This window comes from Sulfitobacter sp. NFXS29 (assembly GCF_040148765.1).
Classification (GTDB): Bacteria; Pseudomonadota; Alphaproteobacteria; order Rhodobacterales; family Rhodobacteraceae; genus Sulfitobacter.
Map to the genome: position 1 here is coordinate 42,799 of NZ_JAGDED010000003.1, position 19,085 is coordinate 61,883.

Annotated in this window: 18 protein-coding genes and 1 tRNA gene; 9 read left to right on the forward strand and 10 right to left on the reverse strand. The window is 62.1% G+C overall.

Annotation, left to right across the window (positions count from 1 at the left end; all coding sequences use genetic code 11):
* The first annotated feature begins 3 nt into the window (after positions 1–3).
* The 7 genes from hmgA (at position 4) to J3456_RS06820 (ending at position 7,639) form a co-directional block, all read left to right on the forward strand.
* Entirely contained in the window at positions 4–1,365 is a 1,362-nt protein-coding gene (hmgA, locus tag J3456_RS06790; protein ID WP_502989494.1) for a homogentisate 1,2-dioxygenase, read from the forward strand.
* Between the two features lie 26 nt (positions 1,366–1,391).
* Positions 1,392–2,645: a fumarylacetoacetase gene (gene fahA, locus J3456_RS06795; protein WP_349579473.1), complete on the forward strand. Its 1,254-nt coding sequence runs from the start codon at positions 1,392–1,394 to the stop codon at positions 2,643–2,645.
* 46 nt (positions 2,646–2,691) lie between these two features.
* On the forward strand, positions 2,692–3,642 hold the full coding sequence (locus J3456_RS06800) for an MBL fold metallo-hydrolase (RefSeq protein WP_349579475.1): 951 nt from the start codon (positions 2,692–2,694) through the stop codon (positions 3,640–3,642).
* Complete coding sequence (locus J3456_RS06805) at positions 3,642–3,896, forward strand: hypothetical protein (RefSeq protein WP_349579476.1); 255 nt, start codon at positions 3,642–3,644, stop codon at positions 3,894–3,896. Before J3456_RS06800 ends, J3456_RS06805 begins: the two co-directional genes overlap by 1 nt.
* Positions 3,897–3,906: 10 nt before the next feature.
* The gene (locus J3456_RS06810) at positions 3,907–5,538 is read left to right on the forward strand and encodes an FAD-dependent oxidoreductase (protein WP_349579477.1); all 1,632 of its coding nucleotides are present in this window, start codon (positions 3,907–3,909) and stop codon (positions 5,536–5,538) included.
* Positions 5,535–5,723 (forward strand): DUF2783 domain-containing protein, encoded by a 189-nt coding sequence (locus J3456_RS06815; protein ID WP_349579478.1) that lies wholly within the window; start codon positions 5,535–5,537, stop codon positions 5,721–5,723. The genes J3456_RS06810 and J3456_RS06815 overlap by 4 nt, the downstream gene beginning before the upstream one ends.
* A gap of 236 nt (positions 5,724–5,959) precedes the next feature.
* On the forward strand, positions 5,960–7,639 hold the full coding sequence (locus J3456_RS06820) for an ABC transporter substrate-binding protein (protein WP_349579479.1): 1,680 nt from the start codon (positions 5,960–5,962) through the stop codon (positions 7,637–7,639).
* A 68-nt stretch (positions 7,640–7,707) separates the two neighbouring features.
* Here J3456_RS06820 and J3456_RS06825 read toward each other — a convergent pair whose 3' ends face one another.
* The 7 genes from J3456_RS06825 to clpS form a co-directional block, all read right to left on the reverse strand.
* Entirely contained in the window at positions 7,708–8,643 is a 936-nt protein-coding gene (locus tag J3456_RS06825; RefSeq protein WP_349579480.1) for an acetamidase/formamidase family protein, read from the reverse strand.
* A complete protein-coding gene (locus J3456_RS06830) occupies positions 8,640–9,608 on the reverse strand; it encodes a Gfo/Idh/MocA family protein (protein WP_349579481.1) in 969 nt (322 codons plus the stop codon). The genes J3456_RS06825 and J3456_RS06830 overlap by 4 nt, the downstream gene beginning before the upstream one ends.
* Before the next feature lie 74 nt (positions 9,609–9,682).
* Entirely contained in the window at positions 9,683–10,114 is a 432-nt protein-coding gene (locus tag J3456_RS06835) for an acyl-CoA thioesterase (RefSeq protein WP_349579482.1), read from the reverse strand.
* 135 nt (positions 10,115–10,249) lie between these two features.
* Positions 10,250–10,326, reverse strand: a tRNA-Met gene (locus tag J3456_RS06840).
* 103 nt (positions 10,327–10,429) lie between these two features.
* Complete coding sequence (locus J3456_RS06845) at positions 10,430–11,230, reverse strand: SDR family NAD(P)-dependent oxidoreductase (RefSeq protein WP_349579483.1); 801 nt, start codon at positions 11,228–11,230, stop codon at positions 10,430–10,432.
* A gap of 19 nt (positions 11,231–11,249) precedes the next feature.
* Positions 11,250–12,242 (reverse strand): class I SAM-dependent methyltransferase, encoded by a 993-nt coding sequence (locus tag J3456_RS06850; protein WP_349579484.1) that lies wholly within the window; start codon positions 12,240–12,242, stop codon positions 11,250–11,252.
* 3 nt (positions 12,243–12,245) lie between these two features.
* The gene (gene clpS / locus J3456_RS06855; protein WP_120352290.1) at positions 12,246–12,569 is read right to left on the reverse strand and encodes an ATP-dependent Clp protease adapter ClpS; all 324 of its coding nucleotides are present in this window, start codon (positions 12,567–12,569) and stop codon (positions 12,246–12,248) included.
* 156 nt (positions 12,570–12,725) lie between these two features.
* On the opposite strand from clpS, the gene J3456_RS06860 reads away from it, so the two are divergent.
* Both J3456_RS06860 and J3456_RS06865 read left to right on the forward strand, forming a co-directional pair.
* Complete coding sequence (locus J3456_RS06860; protein WP_349579485.1) at positions 12,726–13,433, forward strand: HAD family hydrolase; 708 nt, start codon at positions 12,726–12,728, stop codon at positions 13,431–13,433.
* A gap of 262 nt (positions 13,434–13,695) precedes the next feature.
* Complete coding sequence (locus tag J3456_RS06865) at positions 13,696–15,168, forward strand: D-alanyl-D-alanine carboxypeptidase family protein (RefSeq protein WP_259946435.1); 1,473 nt, start codon at positions 13,696–13,698, stop codon at positions 15,166–15,168.
* 135 nt (positions 15,169–15,303) lie between these two features.
* Here J3456_RS06865 and J3456_RS06870 read toward each other — a convergent pair whose 3' ends face one another.
* Genes J3456_RS06870 through J3456_RS06880 form a run of 3 tightly spaced genes read right to left on the reverse strand, consistent with a single transcriptional unit; the run spans position 15,304 to position 19,078 of the window.
* The gene (locus tag J3456_RS06870) at positions 15,304–16,884 is read right to left on the reverse strand and encodes an ABC transporter ATP-binding protein (protein ID WP_349579486.1); all 1,581 of its coding nucleotides are present in this window, start codon (positions 16,882–16,884) and stop codon (positions 15,304–15,306) included.
* Positions 16,881–17,987 carry an ABC transporter permease gene (locus J3456_RS06875; protein ID WP_349579487.1) on the reverse strand — a complete coding sequence of 369 codons (1,107 nt, stop codon included), beginning with the start codon at positions 17,985–17,987 and terminating at the stop codon, positions 16,881–16,883. The genes J3456_RS06870 and J3456_RS06875 overlap by 4 nt, the downstream gene beginning before the upstream one ends.
* On the reverse strand, positions 17,987–19,078 hold the full coding sequence (locus tag J3456_RS06880) for a microcin C ABC transporter permease YejB (protein WP_349579488.1): 1,092 nt from the start codon (positions 19,076–19,078) through the stop codon (positions 17,987–17,989). Before J3456_RS06880 ends, J3456_RS06875 begins: the two co-directional genes overlap by 1 nt.
* Positions 19,079–19,085 lie beyond the last annotated feature (7 nt).

Consider the following 19,085-nt stretch of genomic DNA (forward strand, 5'->3'; position numbering starts at 1 on the left):
CAGATGACCAGCCATTCAAAGCCGACGACGATGACAACCGCGGCCACCACCTCGGGCATGCATCCGGGCTATATGCCCGGTTTTGGCAATGATTTTGAGACGGAGGCCCTGCCCGGTGCGCTGCCGCAGGGCATGAACTCCCCGCAGAAATGCAATTACGGGCTCTATGGCGAACAGCTTTCAGGCACCGCTTTTACCGCACCGTCTCATCAGAACGAGCGCACGTGGTGCTACCGCATCCGGCCCTCGGTGAAACACTCGTCGCGGTACGCGCGGATCGACCTGCCCTATTGGAAATCCGCCCCGCATCAGCCGCAGGACGTGACCAGCCTTGGCCAATACCGCTGGGATCCGGTGCCGCATTCCGACGCGCCGCTGACCTGGCTTACCGGCATGCGCACTATGACCACGGCGGGGGATGTGAACACGCAGATCGGCATGGCGAGCCATATCTATCTGGTCACCGACAGTATGGTGGACAGCTATTTCTACTCCGCCGACAGCGAGTTGCTGATCGTCCCGCAGGAAGGCACGCTGCGCTTTTGCACCGAGTTGGGCGTGATGGACATCGCCCCGCAAGAGATCGCCATCATCCCCCGCGGGCTGGTCTACCGTGTCGAAGTGCTCGACGGTCCGGCGCGGGGGTTTGTATGTGAGAACTATGGCCAGAAGTTCCACCTGCCCGGCCGCGGCCCGATTGGCGCCAACTGCATGGCGAACCCGCGCGATTTCAAAACCCCCGTGGCCGCCTTTGAAGACCGCGAGACGCCTTCGACGGTGACGATCAAATGGTGCGGCCAGTTCCATGAGACCAAGATCGGGCATTCGCCGCTCGACGTGGTGGCATGGCATGGCAACTACGCCCCGGTGAAATACGACCTGAACACCTATTGCCCCGTGGGCGCGGTGCTCTTTGACCATCCCGACCCGTCGATCTTTACCGTTCTGACCGCGCCCTCGGGCGTCGAAGGCACCGCCAACATCGACTTCGTGCTGTTCCGCGACCGCTGGATGGTGGCCGAAGATACCTTCCGCCCGCCGTGGTATCACAAGAACATCATGTCTGAGCTGATGGGCAATATCCACGGTCAGTATGACGCCAAGCCCAAGGGTTTTGTCCCTGGCGGGATGTCCCTGCACAACATGATGCTGCCGCATGGGCCGGACCGAAATGCATTCGAGGGGGCGTCAAACGCTGAGCTTGCACCGCATAAGCTCGACAACACCATGTCCTTCATGTTCGAGACCCGCTTCCCGCAGCATCTGACCGAATTCGCCGCCAAAGAAGCACCCCTGCAGGACGATTACATCGACTGCTGGGAGAGCCTTGAGAAGAAATTCGACGGCACACCTGGCAAGAAGTGACCCGCCTGCCCCCTGAAAGGACCGACATGACCCTGATGACCTCTTGGGTGGAAAGCGCCAACAGCGCCGATACCGATTTCCCCCTCAACAATCTGCCCTACGGTGTTTTCACGACCAATCGGCTGGAAGCGCGCTGTGGCGTGGCGATTGGCGATCAGATCCTCGACATGGCCGCTTTGGAAGAAGAGGGGCTAATCACCCTCGCCGAAGAGCCGGTGTTCGATGTGCCCTATTGGAACGATGTGATGGACCTTGGCCCAGCGGCATGGGCCTCCCTGCGGGCGCGGCTGGTGGAGCTGCTTAGCGCGGATGCCCCGGATCAGGCCGCCGTCGCGCCGCATCTGGTACCGATGGACGAAGCGCGGCTGCACATGCCGATGATGGTCTCGGAATATACGGATTTCTACGCGGGCAAACATCACGCCACCAATGTCGGCACGATGTTTCGCGGGGCCGAAAACGCCCTGCCGCCGAACTGGCTGCATATCCCCATCGGCTACAATGGCCGCGCTTCTACCGTCGTCGTATCGGGGACCGAGATCACCCGCCCCAATGGCCAGCTAAAAGCCCCAGACGCCGAGGCGCCGCATTTTGGCCCCTGCCAGAGGCTGGATATCGAGCTTGAGATGGGCGCGATCGTCGGCACGTCGACCGAGATGGGCCAGCCCGTCAGCATCGACGAGGCGGATGAGATGATCTTTGGCTACGTGCTGCTCAACGACTGGTCAGCGCGGGATATTCAGGCGTGGGAATACCAACCCCTCGGCCCGTTCCAAGCCAAAGCCTTCGCCACATCGATCTCCCCTTGGATCGTGAGCCGCGACGCGCTTGAGCCGTTCCGCACCTCCACGCCAGAGCGCGAGAAGGACCTCCTGTCCTACCTGCGCGAAGAGAAGCCCGGCCTCTATGACATTGACCTGTCGGTGCTGCTCCAGCCCGAGGGGGGCGCGGCCGAAGAAATCGCCCGCACCAACTACAGCGAGATGTACTACTCCGCCGCGCAGCAGTTGACCCATCACGCCTCTTCGGGCTGTGCGATGAACGCGGGCGATCTGCTGGGGTCCGGCACGATCTCAGGCCCCGAAAAATCACAACGCGGGTCGCTGCTGGAACTGTCATGGGGCGGCAAAGAGCCGATCACCCTCGCAGATGGCAGCAGCCGCAGCTTTGTCGAGGACGGCGACACGCTGACCCTCACCGGCCACGCACAGGGCGATGGCTTTCGCGTAGGCTTCGGCAGCTGCACCGGCAAAATTCGCCCGGCAATCGACTTTTCCTGAACAGGCCGCGCAACCGCGCAGGCGAACCAAGACAGAAGGACATCACATGGCCAAGCAATTCGCATCCCAAGGCGACATGACCGAAAAGGAAATCTCCTTCACAGAGGTGGGCGAGGGACTTTACGCTTTCACCGCCGAGGGCGATCCGAACTCTGGCGTCATCATCGGCGACGACAGTGTGATGATCATCGAAGCGCAGGCCACACCGCGTCTGGCGAATAAGGTCATCGAATGCGTCCGCTCGGTCACCGACAAACCGATCAGCCATGTGGTGCTGACCCACTACCACGCCGTGCGCGTGCTCGGCGCCTCGGCCTTTGGCGCGCAGCAAATCATCATGTCCGAGAAAGCCCGCGCCATGGTCGCCGAGCGTGGCCAAGAAGATTGGGACAGCGAGTTCGAGCGTTTCCCGCGCCTGTTTGAAGGCCACGAGAGCATCCCCGGCCTGACATATCCCACCACCACCTTTAACGGCCGTATGAGTGTCTATCTCGGCAAGCGCCGGGTCGACATCATGCAGCTTGGTCGCGCCCATACGGCGGGTGATGCGGTGATCTATGTGCCCGATCAGAACGTCATGTTCACCGGCGACATCGTCGAATACCACTCCGCCTGCTACTGCGGCGATGGGCATTTTCACGACTGGCCCGGCACGCTGGAACGCATCCGCGCCTTTGACCTCGACGCCATCGCGCCGGGTCGCGGCGACGCGCTGGTGGGCCGCGAGATGGTCAACTCGGCGATCGACAGCACCGCCGACTTCGTGCGCTCCACCTACCGCCCGGCGGCCCGCGTGGCCCTCCGCGGTGGTACGCTGAAAGAGGCATGGGACGCCGTGCGCGCCGAATGTGACCCCAAGTTCGGCGACTATGCGATTTATGAGCACTGCCTGCCCTTCAACGTCGCCCGCGCCTATGACGAAGCGCTCGACATTGACACGCCGCGCATCTGGACCGCCGCACGCGATAAGGAGATGTGGGAGGCGCTGTCGGACTGATGCCCCTGCCCGCGCTCCTTACTGCCCTGATATTACTGGCACTGGCGCTCTGGTTCTATCTGGTCTTTGCACTGGTGATGGATCACCGCCGCCAAGCTGCACGCCGGAGCGGGCAGCCCTATGCGGGGCTGCGCGATACGGCACAGGTTTGGTCAAAGATGCTGCGCGCGCCAGAGCACCGCAAGTCGCGCCGACGGGTGACGCTGACCACACTGGCCTTGCTTGCCCTGCTGCTTTTGCGCGCTCTTGTCTGAGGAAACCGCCATGGCCTATGCCTACACCCCCTTTCCCTACAGCCCCCCGCCCGGCCTCACCGCGCCCGAGCCACGGCACCCGGTGGTGATCGTGGGCGCGGGCCCCATTGGCCTGTCGATGGCCGTGGACTTGGCCCTGCGGGGCGTGAGCTCGGTCGTGCTGGATGACAACAATGTCGTCTCGCTCGGCTCTCGCGCGATCTGCTGGGCCAAACGGACGCTAGAGATTTTCGACAGGCTGGGCATCGGTGAGCGGATGCTGGAAAAAGGCGTGACATGGAAAGTGGGCCGCCAGTTTCACGGCGAAAGGGAGGTCTATAACTTCGATCTGCTGCCCGAACCGGGGCATAAATACCCGGCCTTCGTGAACCTCCAGCAATACTATGTCGAAGAGTACCTTGTTGAACGCGCACAGGATTTTCCCGACCTGATCGACCTGCGGTTTTTAAATAAAGTCATCGATCACAAGGGCCACGCCGATCACGTCGAACTGACGGTTGAGACGCCGGACGGCCCGTATCAACTGGAAACCGACTGGTACATCGCCTGCGATGGCGCAGGCTCCGCCACCCGCAAACGCATGGGACTGCCCTTCGAGGGCCAGACCTTTGACGAACATTTCCTGATCGCCGACGTAGAGATGGAAACCTCCCCCTTTGGCGACCATGACACGCCCGAGCGTTGGTTCTGGTTCGCCCCACCCTTTCACAACGGCCAATCCGCGCTGCTGCACAAACAGCCCGACAACATCTACCGCATCGACCTGCAACTGGGGCCAGAGACCGACCCGAAGGCCGAGGCGACCGAAGAGAAAGTCGTGCCGCGCCTGAAGCAGATGCTGGGCGATGCGCCTTTCCGACTTGATTGGATGAGCGTCTATAAGTTCCGCTGCGCACGGTTGGAGAAGTTCGTGCATGACCGCGTGGTCTTTGTCGGCGACAGCGCCCATGTGGTCAGCCCCTTCGGCGCGCGGGGCGGCAATGGCGGGGTGCAGGATGTCGACAACCTCGGCTGGAAGCTTGCCGCTGTCGTGCAGGGCGACGCGCCCACCAGCCTGATTGAGAGCTATGACATCGAACGCGGGCATGGCGCGGATGAGAACATGCGCAACTCCGCCCGCGCGACGAATTTTATGACACCCAAATCCCCCATCGAAACCCTGTTTCGCAATGAGGTGCTGACCCTCGCCGCGCGTCATCCTTTCGCCCGCAAACTGATTAACTCGGGCCGCCTGTCACAACCCTGCACGCTGGCCCATAGCCCGCTGCAAACTGCAGGCGATGCCCCTCTGCGCCCCGGCAGCGCGCTGATCGACGCGCCGCTTGCCGGGCCTGTGGGGGATCGCTGGCTGCTGGGGGAGGCTCAGGGCCAGTTCACCCTGCTGGCGGTCGGCGGGATCACGGCCCCGGACATCCCCGGCCTGAGCCGTATCGGCATCGACCAATCGCAGGATGCCTACCCCTGTTTTCAGGGCAAGGATGGCCATGCACAGCGGCGCTATGGCAGCGGGTTCCTCTATCTGCTGCGCCCCGATGGCCATGTCTGCGCCGTCTTCGACCAGCCCGACAGGGCCGCGATTTCCCGCGCCTTTGCCCGTGCCTTTGACGGCGCTTTGGACTGCGCGAAAGGAGCCACCGCATGATCCTTCAAGACAACCTCGGCGCCGAGGGCGACACCGTCTATGCCGCGCTCATGGCCGCCCACGAAGGGCTGAGCGAAGCGGAAAGCCACGCCCTGAACGCGAGACTGGTGCTGATGCTGGCCAATGAGGTCGGCGACCCCGCCCGGCTCGAGGCGCTTTTCAAAGCGGCGCGTGATCCGGCCTAAACCGCCATTTTGACGGCGATTTTTCCCGGCCAGCCCGCTTGCCGGGGCGGTTTCCTGCGCTAGCTTGCTGCTCAACTTCCCGCGACAGGCTTGACGCAACGCGCCTGATCGGCAGACTAAACACCCCGCGCCCACCTCAAGAGGCGACAAAAGCAGGTCAACTGCATCACCTGCCCCACCCTTAAAAGTGGGGATCCGCGACGGCTCCGGCCAGCGCACCAACAGAGAGGAAAATCATGGAATTTTTGACACGCACCGGAAAACCGCTGCCGCAATCCGTGCTGACATCAGCCGAGAACGCCAAGAAAGACCCCGTCAGCAGACGCGAGTTTCTGGCGATTGCGAGCGCCTTCGGGGCCACGTCCGCCACAGCTTATGGGATGCTTGGCATGGCCGCGCCCGCGCGTGCGGCGGCCCATGCCAACCTCAAGGACGGCGGCACCGTGCGGATGCAGATGGAGGTGCGTGCCCTGAAAGACCCGCGCACCTATGACTGGTCTCAGATCGCCAACTTCAGCCGCGGCTGGCTGGAATACCTCGCCATCTGGGAGAACGACGGCACCTTCACCCCCGGCCTGCTGGAAAGCTGGGAGATCAACGACGACGCCACTGAATACACGCTGAACGTCCGCAAGGGCGTGACATGGAACGACGGCACTGCCTTCACCGCGCAAGACGTGGCGCGCAACATCGAAGGCTGGTGCGATAAATCGCTCGAGGGCAACTCCATGGCGGGCCGTTTCGCCACGCTGGTGGATGAGGAAACCGGCAAGGCCATCGAAGGTGCGATTGAGGTGATTGATGACCACACGGTCAAGCTGAAGCTGCCCAAATCCGACATCACGTTGATCCCCGGCATGGCCGACTACCCCGCCGCGATCACGCCCGAGGGCTTTGACCCCGACACCATGTTGGAAAACCCCAAGGGCACCGGCCCCTACCTGCCCGAATCGCTCGAAGTGGGCGTGAAAAGCGTGTTGGTGAAGAACCCCGACCACACATGGTGGGGCACTGAAGTCTTTGGCGGCCCCTACATCGACCGTCTGGAATACATCGACTACGGCACCGACCCTTCCGCATGGATCGCCGCTGCCGAGGCCGAAGAAGTCGACGCTTTCTACTCCATGGAAGGCGAATACATCGACGTGATGAGCACGCTCGACGGTTGGGTCGAGAACGAGATCGCCACGGCGGCGACCATCGTGATCCGCCCCAACCAATTGGCCGAAATCGACGGCATGAAGCCTTACGAAGATAAGCGTGTGCGCAACGCGCTGCAACTGGCGGTCGACAACGCCGTGCTGCTGGAACTGGGCTATGCCGGTCGTGGGATCGTGGCCGAAAACCACCACGTCGGCCCGATGCACCCCGAATATGCAGAGGTCGAACCGCCCAAGACCGATCCCGAAGCCGCCCGCGCGCTGATGGAAGAAGCTGGCATGGCCGATTATGAGCATGAGCTCTTCTCGATCGACGATGCGTGGCGCAAGGACACGACCGATGCCGTGGCCGCGCAGCTGCGTGACGCGGGCATCAAGGTTAAGCGGACGATCCTGCCCGGCTCGACCTTCTGGAACGACTGGGTGAAATACCCCTTCTCCTCCACCAACTGGAACGCGCGGCCTCTGGGCGTGCAAATCTGGGCACTGGCCTACCGCTCGGGCGAGGCGTGGAACGAGTTTGGCTATGCCAACCCCGAGTTCGACGCCCTACTCTCCGAGGCGCTGGCCACAGCCGATGTTGACGCACGGCGCGAGATCATGGCCCGGGGTGAGAAGATGCTGCAAGACGATGGCGTCACGATCCAGCCCTACTGGCGCTCGCTCTACAACCACACCCGCGAAGGGTTGGTGGGTGCCGCGCACCATATCGGGTTTGAATACCACCCGGCGCGGATGGCTTGGGCAGAGGAGTGATCTGCCACTAGGTAGAAACGCAAAAGGGCCGCAGCGATGCGGCCCTTTTTCTTTGGTTGGCGCTGGCACTAACCGCCGATCAGGTCTTTCGCCATCATCATATGCACGCCCTTTTCGCGGTTCACCGTCTGAGTAATGCGCAGATCCCCCGCCAGCGAACAGAGCACATAAGCATCCTCACGGCTGATCCCCGCGCGTGCAGACACCAATGCGATCATCTCCCGCAGGGCCATCTCCGCGCAGCGGTCAAGGTCGGGGGCCATGCCCATGGTGATCACATGGCTCGGCGTTTCGGCCTGCGGATAGCTGAGCCCGCGGTCCTTCAACACAGTCAGGCGAAAGCGCCCCTGTAGCGCCGTCTCAATCGCCGTGACGCAGACTTCGCCATCGCCTTGCGCGCCGTGTCCGTCCCCGCAGGAAAACAGCGCCCCTTCGTTGAAAACCGGCAGGTAAAGCGTGCTGCCCGCCACTAACTCCTTGTTATCCAGATTGCCCCCATGTTTGCGCGGCTCAATGGTGGCGATCCGGCCCCATTCAGGCGGCGGTGCTACGGCCATGACGCCAAAGAACGGAGCCAAGGGCAGTTCCTGCCCCCAAGGCAGACGGGCGATGCCCCGCTCTGCGTCCAGCGGGATGTTGCTGTGATAGGTCTCGGTGAAATCCTGCGGCAGTGTGCCCGCCAAGGGGCGGATGAAGTTATAGCCCCAGTCCTGCCGCAGCGCGACATCAAGGATATCGACTTTCAGCACATCCCCGGGCATCGCGCCTGCAACGGCCACCGGGCCGGTCAGGATATGACCGGGCATCGGCGGCGGGCCGGCCTTGTGGATGTCGTAAAGTTCGGGCGGGACATGGAAGCCCTCGGGCGGCAGGCAGTTCGGCGCGCCCGAGACGGTGTTGATGATCACCTCGTCGCCGCTTTGGATCGTCAAGGCAGGCGGGCGGCTGGCCTCAAAGTAGCCCCAGTGGCAGGTTTCGGGCGATGACTGCAAGGTGGCGGTCATGACTGCGCCCCCCGGTTGGCCAATATGCCTTCGATAAGCTCCTGCACGCGCAGCCCCTCTTCTGGTGTGGCCAGTCGGCTCGGGCCGCCGTCCATCAGAAGCGCCATGTCGTCAAGCTGCGCTTTGAGGCTGGTGGCGCGGGTGTCGGTGGGGCTGCTGTTGGTCGGCGCGAAGGCTTCTCCGGTCGACAGGGTGTCGATAGCAAACTCCGAGATGCGGCGGCTGGCCTTGGCCCCTTTTACCGTCACTTCTTGCCGGTCCGGCTGCACGCCACCAACAGAGCCGAGGATCGAAACCGGCAAGCCCTCGGCATTGACCAGCCGTGCCGCGACATGGGTCTCGCAAAGTTTGGCGTCGGGGTATTCCGCATGGGCCCATTGCAGGGTCAGCGGCCCCAGCACCCGCTCGCTCAAAAACAGGAAATGCGAAATTACCTCGCGGGTCATGCCGCCCTCTTGGGCAAAGCGCAGCCAATCCGCGTCCACCTGCCACGCACGGGGCCAGGCCGGATAGGTCACGATGATGTCGATACCGCAAAGATCGCCAAGCGCGCCCTCACCGATCGACCGCGTCAGATCGGTCAGCGCCGCCCCTGCCGCTTGGGTGAAATTCACCGCTGCCGGGACGCCCGCAGCCTGCAACTCGGCTACCAAAGCGCGGCTCTCCGCGATGTCCACGCCCAGCGGTTTTTCGAGGAAGATCGCCTTGCCCGCCGCCGCGGCCTCAAGCGCATAGGCTTTGCGCGGCACCGGAGGGCAGGCGAGGTAAACGAGATCGACATCGGCCATCGCCTCGGACGCCGTGGCCGACACTGTGGCCTCCGGCGCGATCTTTTGCGCGGCGGCACAGGCTGCAGGATCCGGATCCCACATGGTGGTGACGGTGAAGCCGGGGTGCAGCACCATGTTCTCGGCCATGCGCCGGCCCATGATCCCCAATCCGATTACCGCAGTCCTGATCGTCATCTCTGTCTCCCTCGATATGCAGCGCGATAAGACGCTGCAATCAGGGGAACTTCAACCGCCTCAGACCGATTGCCTCAGGCGAGGTCGGTGCGGACAAGTGGTTTGATCACCCGGGCCAGTTCTTCGGGGGCGGATTGGCTTTCGAACACATCCGCGATGGTGAAGACGCAGGTGAACGACCCCTCGAAACACAGCACACCGTTCTGCCGCGCCTTCATGCCGAAGGTAATGGACTTATTGCCGAGCCGAGTCGGATAAGTTTCGCACATCAACTTGTACCGTGGCGTGACCGGGCTGCGGAAATCCATCGAAAGGTTCACGAAAGGCGTGCCGATGTTGCGGTCGATCTGCAACTGGAACCAACCATCGCCATCGAAATGCGCCTCCCACCATGCGTTGATCGCATCCAGCGCAAAATAGGGCAGCCGCGCCGTATAGGCGATCTGCGCCGGGTCACAATCGCCCCAGGTGACGTTGATCTCGTGAACGAAGTTTTCCGTGGTCATAAGGCTGCTTTCATCTGCTCAAACCCGCGCGGGGCATGGGCTATCTTCTATCCCTTCCAGCGCAGCGTGCAACCCAAGCGCAGGTGGCCTGTACAATCCCAGCAGGCATATCGTCATACGAAAAAGGGGGGAGGATGGTGGCGTTACCTGGATTTGAACCAGGGACCTAACGATTATGAGTCGTTCGCTCTAACCAACTGAGCTATAACGCCGTGGCGCGTCGGATAAGGCAGCTTGGCATTGGGGTCAAGGGCGAAAGATGGATGAATTCATTTTTGCCGAAGAAAACTGCCGCCCCGCCTTGAGGCGCGGGTTTCAATGCGCGGGGGCCGAGACCACATCAAGCAAGGTGCGCCCACCATCAATGGTCATGATCTCACCGGTCATAAAGCCCGAGCTTTCGGCGGCGAGGAATTGCACCGCCTCGCAAAGTTCATTCGGCCCGGCGATACGGCCAAGCGGCGTATGCGCGCGAATATCCTCGCGCCAATCGCGGTTTTCGGCCACGGCGGCGCGCAGCGACGCGCTCATCACCGACCCGAAAGAGATCGCATTCACCCGTATCCGGTGCTGCGCCAGCACCAGCGCCAGAGAGCGGGTCATCTGCTGCACCGCCGCCGAGGCAATGGCATAGCCCATCATATCCGGCTGGTGACGTTGTGCCGCAATGGAACTGAGGTTGATGATTGACCCCACCTGCCCCTCGCTCTGGCCCTCGGCCTGTTTTATCATCCGCCGCGCCACTTGCTGCGACAGTTGCAGCGCCGTCATCAGGTTTTGCTGTAACAGCGTATCAACCGAGCCGTCTTCCACATCCAGCGGATCGGTCGGCAACACCTGCCGCGAGGCATTCACAAGGATATCGACCTGATCGTAGGCGTCGATCGTGGCCGAAACGAGGTTGGCGATGGTCAGCCGCTGGCGTAGGTCCCCGGCAAAAACGCGGATATTGCCCTCGTCCGGCGTGTCGCCCAACTCCTCCATCAGCTTTTTCTCGTTAGAGTCGGCACACATTACATTGGCGCCCCGGTCGGCCAGATGCCGTGCAATGGCAAGGCCGATGCCGTCTGCCGCACCGGTGATGATGGCCGTTTTACCAGAGATCGAGAAAGACATCGGGATACCCCCTTAAGGCTTAGCGGCGCCGGGTCAGCGGGCGGGTGGCGTGGAACAGTTTGAACCGCGCATCGCCTCCAAGCTCCGCCACCTGAGCAAAGCGTTTCTTCAGTTCCGCCTCATAGGGCAGATGCCGGTTGGCCACCATCCACAGATCGCCCTGCCCCGATAGCATACGCGCGGCGGCGGCAACAAAGGCTTGACCAATTTGCGGCTCAGCGGCGCGGCCGGTGTGGAAGGGCGGGTTCATCACGACGGTGTCCATCCGGTGCGGCGGCTGCCATTCGGTGGCGTCTTCCCAATGAAACACGGCGCGATCATCGGTCACGTTATGACGCGCGCATTCCAGCGCCAAATGCCCGGCCTCGACCAGATGCACGGTCTTCACCTTGGGCCGGGTCAGGATATGCGCCGAGAGGAACCCCCAGCCCGCGCCCAGATCGGCCACCTCGGCCCCAAGGTTATCAGGCAGCACATCCACCAACAGCGCCGAGGCCAGATCAACCCCATCGGCAGAGAAAACCCCCGGCGCGGTCCAAAAGCCGCCCTCTGTCTGGGCGGGGCCAGCTTCCCAATCGGTGAAGAAATCGCTAGAGCCCGCGTCGATCCAGTAAAGCTTGCCATGCGCCTTGGAGATCGGCCCCTGCACCGTCACCCGCGCCCGCATCTCGCGCAGGATCGAATCCGCGCCATCAGTCTTTTGCCCATCAACCACCACCGGCCCGTCGCTTACGGCACAGGCTTGCGCGACCAAGGCGCGGGCCTCATGTTTGGCGCGCGGCAGGCAGACGATGGCAGCGGCATAGCGCCCCTCGATCGAATGCGCGGCCTCATAGCCCCGCGCCGTCCAAGCGTCATAGGCGGGTTTGAAATCGTGAATGATCTTGCAGCGCTCGGGCGGCAAACCGGCCAGATCAGCGTCCACGGGGGGCTGAAAGATGGCGATCACCCCAGTTTCGGGCAACTCCAGCCCACCGCCGTTCAGGGCCAGTTCCAGTCGCGGATCAATCACGTGTTATTCTTCTTTTTCCATAGTGCATTGCAGCGGATGCTGGTGACGCCGGGCGAAATCCATCACCTGCGCCACTTTCGTCTCCGCGATCTCGTGGCTAAAGACGCCAACCACGGCCAGGCCCTTTTTGTGAACCGTCAACATGATCTCAAACGCCTGCGCGTGGTTCAGGCCAAAGAACCGCTCCAGCACATGCACCACGAATTCCATCGGGGTGAAATCGTCGTTCAGCAGCATCACCTTGTAAAGCGGCGGGCGTTTGGTCTTGGGACGGGTCTTGGTCAACAACTCGGTGTCGTCGTCATCCTTGGGGCCGTCCGCCATCATCTGCCAACCCATCGCGGGCCGGTCTGCTGCTTGGATCGTCCAATCTGCTTTCGCGTCGTCACGGTGCATTGCTGCTCCTGCGGCTGGGGGTAGAGCTTGTTCGTCGTGCAGCCGTCTATATAACCTCTGAACCAATTTAGGAAAGAGGCAGCACATATGGGCGGGGCACTCACCACAATCGGTTTCGATGCGGATGACACATTGTGGCATAATGAACGCTACTTTGCACTCTCTCACGACCGTTTTGCAGCCCTTCTAGCCGAACATAGTGAACGCGACCACCTGATGGCACGGCTTTTGGAAGCCGAACGGCGCAATCTGCCGCATTACGGCTACGGGATCAAAGGGTTCACCCTGTCGATGATCGAGACCGCAATCGAGGTGACAGGGGGCAAAGTCCCCGCCGAGGTGATCGGTGACCTGCTCGCCGCCGGGCGCGAGATGCTGGAGCATCCGATCGAACTGCTGCCCCATGTCGAAGACGTGCTGGAAAACCTGCGCGGTGATTACCGGCTGATCGTGGTGACCAAAGGCGACCTGCTGGATCAGGAGCGTAAACTGGCGCAATCGGGCCTGCGAGAGAGGTTCGATGCGGTCGAAATCGTCTCTCACAAGACCGAAGCCGCCTATCGCCACATTTTTGAGCAGCATGGGCAAGGGGCTGCGCGGGGGCTGATGGTCGGCAACTCACTGGCCTCCGATGTGCGCCCGATGATCGCGGCGGGCGGCTGGGGCGTCTATGTGCCCCACGACCTCACATGGGCGATGGAGCACGCCGAAGCGCCAACCAATTCACCACGTTTTGCAGAAATCAGCGACCTCTCGGGCCTTCCGGAAACGGTGAAAAAGATCGTGTCGGGGTGACTCGCCCGCGCCGGTGAGTCGCCCCTGCGCCCGCCCCAAACGCCCCACTAGGGGCCAATTTACGCCCAATTCTCGCCTTATTCGCGCTTATAGTGGGTCAATGTGCGCAAGCCTCTACATATTGGAGGGGGGATCCGTCCTTTTTTACCCTGTCCATCGGATTCGACGGCTTCCGCGATGCGCCGTCCTATGCTAGCTTTGAACCAATCAATAAATGGTCAGCCGAAAATCGGCGACTTGAGGCAGTAAAAGGCAGGCAAATATGAAGGCTCGGCGCATTCAGCCGGCCCGCTACGGGCTATTTCTATTCGCAGCACTTTGGGTTCTGGTCATCCTCCCCCTCAGCGCCATGGCCGCCCCCTATGCCGCCTATGTCATCGATGCCCGCACCGGCAAAGAGATCCACGCGGAAAACGCCGACACGCGCCTGCACCCCGCCTCCCTGACCAAGATGATGACCCTCTACATCGCTTTTCAAGCGGTCGAACGCGGGGAGCTTTCACTCGACACCCAAGTTACGATCTCCAAGAACGCCGCGTCGGAGCCGCCCAGCAAACTGGGCATGCGTCCGGGCCAAAAGATCGCTCTGCGCTACCTGATCCGCGCCGCCGCCGTGAAATCCGCCAATGATGCCGCCACCGCGATCGGCGAAGCCATCGAAGGGTCCGAAGCCGCCTTTGCCCGCCGGATGAACCGCACCGCCAAACAGCTTGGCATGACGCGCACCACCTTCAAAAATATGCACGGGCTGACCGAAAGCGGTCACCTCTCTACTGCGCGCGATATGACGGCCCTGGGCCGCCACCTGCTCTATGATTACCCGCAGTACTACAATCTGTTCTCGCGCATCACCGCCGACGCGGGCGTGCGCAAGGTCTCCCACACAAACCGCCGGTTTCTGGGGTCTTACAAAGGCGCCGATGGCATCAAGACCGGCTATACCCGCGCCGCTGGCTTCAACCTGACGGCCTCGGCCGAGCGTGGCAACGAACGGATCATCGTGACCGTCTTCGGGGGCAAATCCACCGCTTCGCGCAATGCCAAAGTGGCTGAGTTGATGGACCTCGGCTTCCGCCGCGCCCCCTCCTCGGCCCCCCTGCGCAAACCAGTGCCCCCGGTCTACGCCGATGTCGAAGACACGCCCGCTGCCCCCGGTGCCGCAGGCAAAACGATCCGCCTTGTCGGAGCCGTCACCACCTCCAAACGCCCGCAACTCCGCCCCCGCAGCGAAGTCGTGGTCGTGGCCACCGCGGCTGCCCCCGAAGCAACCAGCACCGTCTCGAACAGCGACATTACGGCAGCCCTCCGCGAAGCAGTGCAAACCGCGCCAACCCCGCCCGCCGCCGCGCCCACACCAGAGATCAAAGACGCCGAAGTCGTCATCGCCGCTGCGCAGGCCTCCCCCCGCCCCGAACCGCGCCCCAAAGACGTAACGCTGGCCGTACAGCAAGCGGTAGAGCAGGAAATCGTGACCCGCGTCTCCACCTCGGGCGGTCGCCACTGGGGGGTCAACGTGGGCCGCTTCCCCAGCCGCTACGCCGCCGAGAAAGTTCTGCTGAAAACCGCACTGGCTGAAATGTCGACACTTGATGGCACATTGCGCAAAGTGGTGCAGCGTCCGCAAGGCTATGACGCGAACTTCCTCGGCCTGTCACGCGAAAGCGCCGACCTCGCCTGCCGCCGTCTGGCCGCGCGCAACGTCAGCTGCTTCATGATCGGCCCGAGCGAAGGCTAAAACCCAAAGACCGCCGCCGCCCCTCAGGCAACGCCCACCAATCTTCATCCTTTTAAAAATACCGCGGGGGAATCGCGCGCCCCGGCGCGATGGGGGCAGCGCCCCCCTCCCCCTCTCGGCACTCACGACGTCTGATTAACCAGCCGCCTGCAACAGCTTGCGCGTATAGTCGGTCTGCGGATTGTCATAAAGCGCATCAACGTCGCCGTATTCCACAACATCACCGCGTTTCATCACCATCACCTTATGCGACATCGCCCGCACGACCTTCAGATCGTGACTGATGAACAGATAGGCCAACCCGTATTTCGCCTGCAATTCCCGCAGCAAATCTACAATCTGCACCTGCACCGTCATGTCCAAGGCCGAGGTCGGCTCGTCCAGAACCAGCAGCTTCGGCCGCAGCACCATAGCGCGGGCGATAGCGATCCTCTGGCGCTGCCCGCCGGAAAACTCATGCGGGTAGCGGTCCATTGTCGCCGGGTCGAGCCCCACTTCCGTCATCACCTCCGCCACCAGTTCACGTCGGTCGCGCGCCTTGTCGATCTTGTGGATCGCCAACCCCTCCGAGATGATCTGGAAACAGGTCATCCGCGGGCTGAGCGACCCGAAAGGATCCTGAAAAACGATCTGCATGTCGGCGCGTAGGCGGCGTAGCTTTTTGGTGGACCATTTGCGCAGGTCCTCGCCACGAAAAGTCACCTCCCCTTCCGAGCCGATGAGCCGCATGATCGCCAGCGCCGCGGTGGTCTTGCCCGAGCCGCTTTCGCCGACGATGCCAAGCGTTTCGCCCGCGCGGATCGACAGGCTGGTGTCATTGACGGCCTTCACATGGCCCACGGTACGGCGCAGCAGGCCCTTCTGGATCGGGAACCAAACCTTGAGGTTGTCAGTCCGCAGCACTTCCGCAGCATCCGCCGCCACAGGGGCGGGCGCGCCGGTGGGCTCGGCGCCGAGCAGTTTGCGTGTGTAGGGGTGTTGCGGATTATCGAAAATCTCAGCCGTCGGCCCCTCTTCGACGACCAGTCCTTTCTGCATCACAAAGACCCGGTCGGCGATGCGCCGGACGATCCCGAGGTCATGGGTAATGAACAAAAGCCCCATCCCCATCTCATCCTTCAGGTCTTTCAACAGGTCGAGAATCTGCGCCTGAATGGTCACGTCGAGCGCCGTGGTCGGCTCATCCGCAATCAAGATGTCGGGCTTGTTGGCCAGCGCCATCGCGATCATCACACGCTGCCGCTGTCCGCCGGAAAGCTGGTGCGGATAGGCGCCCATGCGGCTCTCCGCGTCATTGATGCCGACCTGTTCCAGCAGGCTCAACACCCGCGCCCGGGCCTCGGCCCCCTTCAACCCCTGATGCAGTGCCAGCGACTCCGCCAGCTGCTTTTCGATCGTGTGCAGCGGATTGAGCGAGGTCATCGGCTCTTGGAAAATAAACGAGATGTCGTTGCCACGCACCTTGTGCAGCAGCTTGTCATCCGCGCCGATCATCTCTTGCCCATCATAGGTGACCGAGCCGCTGACCCGCGCGCTATCGCCCAAGAGCGACACCGTCGAGAGCGCCGAGACCGACTTGCCCGAGCCGCTTTCGCCCACCAACGCGACTGTCTCTCCCCGGTTGACGGCAAAGCTGACCCCGCGCACCGCCGGGATCAACTGCCCGTCCTGCCGGAAGGAAACTTGCAGGTCTTTGACGTCCAACAAAGCAGTCACGAGAAGGTCTTTCTGGGGTCGAATGCGTCGCGGATGCCTTCAAAGATGAAGACCAGCAGCGACAGCATGATGGCAAAGGTAAAAAAGGCCGAGAAGGCCAGCCAAGGCGCTTGCAGGTTCTGCTTGGCCTGCAGCGTCAACTCCCCCAGCGACGGCGCGGAGGACGGCAGACCGAAGCCCAAGAAGTCGAGCGTCGCCAGCGTGGAGATCGTCCCGGTAATGATAAACGGCAGCATGGTCAGCGTCGCCACCATCGCATTGGGCAGCATATGGCGCAGCATGATGGTGCCGTTGCCGACCCCAAGCGCACGGGCCGCGCGGACGTATTCAAGGTTGCGTGCGCGCAGGAATTCGGCCCGCACCACGCCCACCAGCGCGGTCCATGAGAACAACACCAAGAGGATCACCAAAAGCCAGAAACTTCGCCCCAGAATCGCGAACATAATGATGATCACGTAAAGCGACGGCGTTGAGGACCAAATCTCGATGATGCGCTGAAAGATCAGATCGAGCCAGCCGCCGAAGAAGCCCTGCACCGCGCCCGCCAAAATGCCGATGATCGACGCCGCCCCGGTGACGATCAGGGTGAAGACCACTGACAAACGGAAACCATGGATCACCCGCGCCATCACATCGCGTTTGGTGCCGTCGGTCCCGAGCCAGTTCTGCCCATTGGGCGGCAGCGGTGCGGCCCCGGGGCGGTCCACGGCGGTGTCGAAGGAATAGGGAATGACCGGCCAGAGCGCCCAGCCTGTCTCGATCGCCTCGCCTTCGACTTCGCCATCCTCGGCGTCGAGGATATAGCCCTCGGGATCGTCGAAACAGGCGTCTAGCCCGCCGGTCGCAATGAGGCATTGCACCTCCGGATCGCGGTAGGCGGCCTCGGTCTGGAAATCGCCGCCGAATGCGGTCTCGGGGTAGAAGTTGAAGATCGGCGCGTAATACTCGCCGCGGTAGCTCACGAGGATCGGCTTGTCGTTGGCCACGAACTCGGCCAGCAGCGAAATGCCAAAGAGGATCGCGAAAATCCACAACGACCAATAGGCACGGCGGTTCGCGGTGAAATTGCGCCAGCGGCGCTGGTTCAGGGGGGACAGCGCCATCAGCCTTCCCTCTTCTCAAAGTCGATGCGCGGGTCGACGAGCACATACATCATGTCCGACAAGATGCCGACGACAAGACCGATGAGGCCAAAGATGAAAAGCGTCCCGAAGACGATCGGATAATCGCGCGCCACCGCCGCCTCAAAACCCAGACGCCCCAACCCATCAAGGCTAAAGATCGTCTCGATGATGATCGACCCGCCGAAAAAGACCGAGATGAAGACCGCCGGGAAACTGGCGATCACGATCAACATCGCGTTGCGGAAGACATGTCCGTAAAGCACCTTGCGCTCTGACAGGCCCTTGGCGCGGGCCGTGATGACATATTGCTTTTTGATCTCGTCCAGAAAGCTGTTCTTGGTCAGCAGCGTCAGCGTGGCAAAGGCCGAGATCGTCGAGGCCAGCACCGGCAGGGTGATGTGCCAGAAATAATCGGCCACCTTGCCCAAGGGGCTGAGGCTGTCGAAATTATCCGAGGTCAGGCCACGCAGCGGGAAGATCTGCCAGTAAGACCCACCGGCAAAGAGCACCAGCAACAGGATGGCAAAGAGGAAACCGGGGATCGCATAGGCCGCGATGATCGCGCCCGAGGTCCAAGTGTCAAAGCGCGAGCCGTCGCGCACCGCCTTGCGGATGCCCAAGGGGATCGACACCAGATGCGCGATCAGCGTTGACCAAAGCCCCAGCGTGATCGAGACCGGCAGCTTTTCCTTGATCAGGTCGATCACACTGATGGCACGGAAGTAACTCTCGCCGAAATCAAGCCGCATGTAGTTCCACAGCATGTGAAAGAACCGCTCCACGGGGGGTTTGTCGAAGCCGAATTCCTTCTCCAACTCCTCGATCAGTTCCGGCGGCAGGCCCCGGGCGCCGACATAGGTGCTGTCCGACCCGCGCGCCATCGTGTCGACCCCGGCGTCGTTGTTGCCCCCGGCAAAGCCGCCAAAGACGTCACCGCCGCCCTGAATCCGCGCGATGGCCTGCTCTACCGGGCCACCGGGGACGAATTGCACCAAGGCAAAGTTGACCACCATGATGCCGAACAAGGTCGGAATCACCAGCAACAGCCGTCTGAGAATATAAGCACCCATGAGGTCG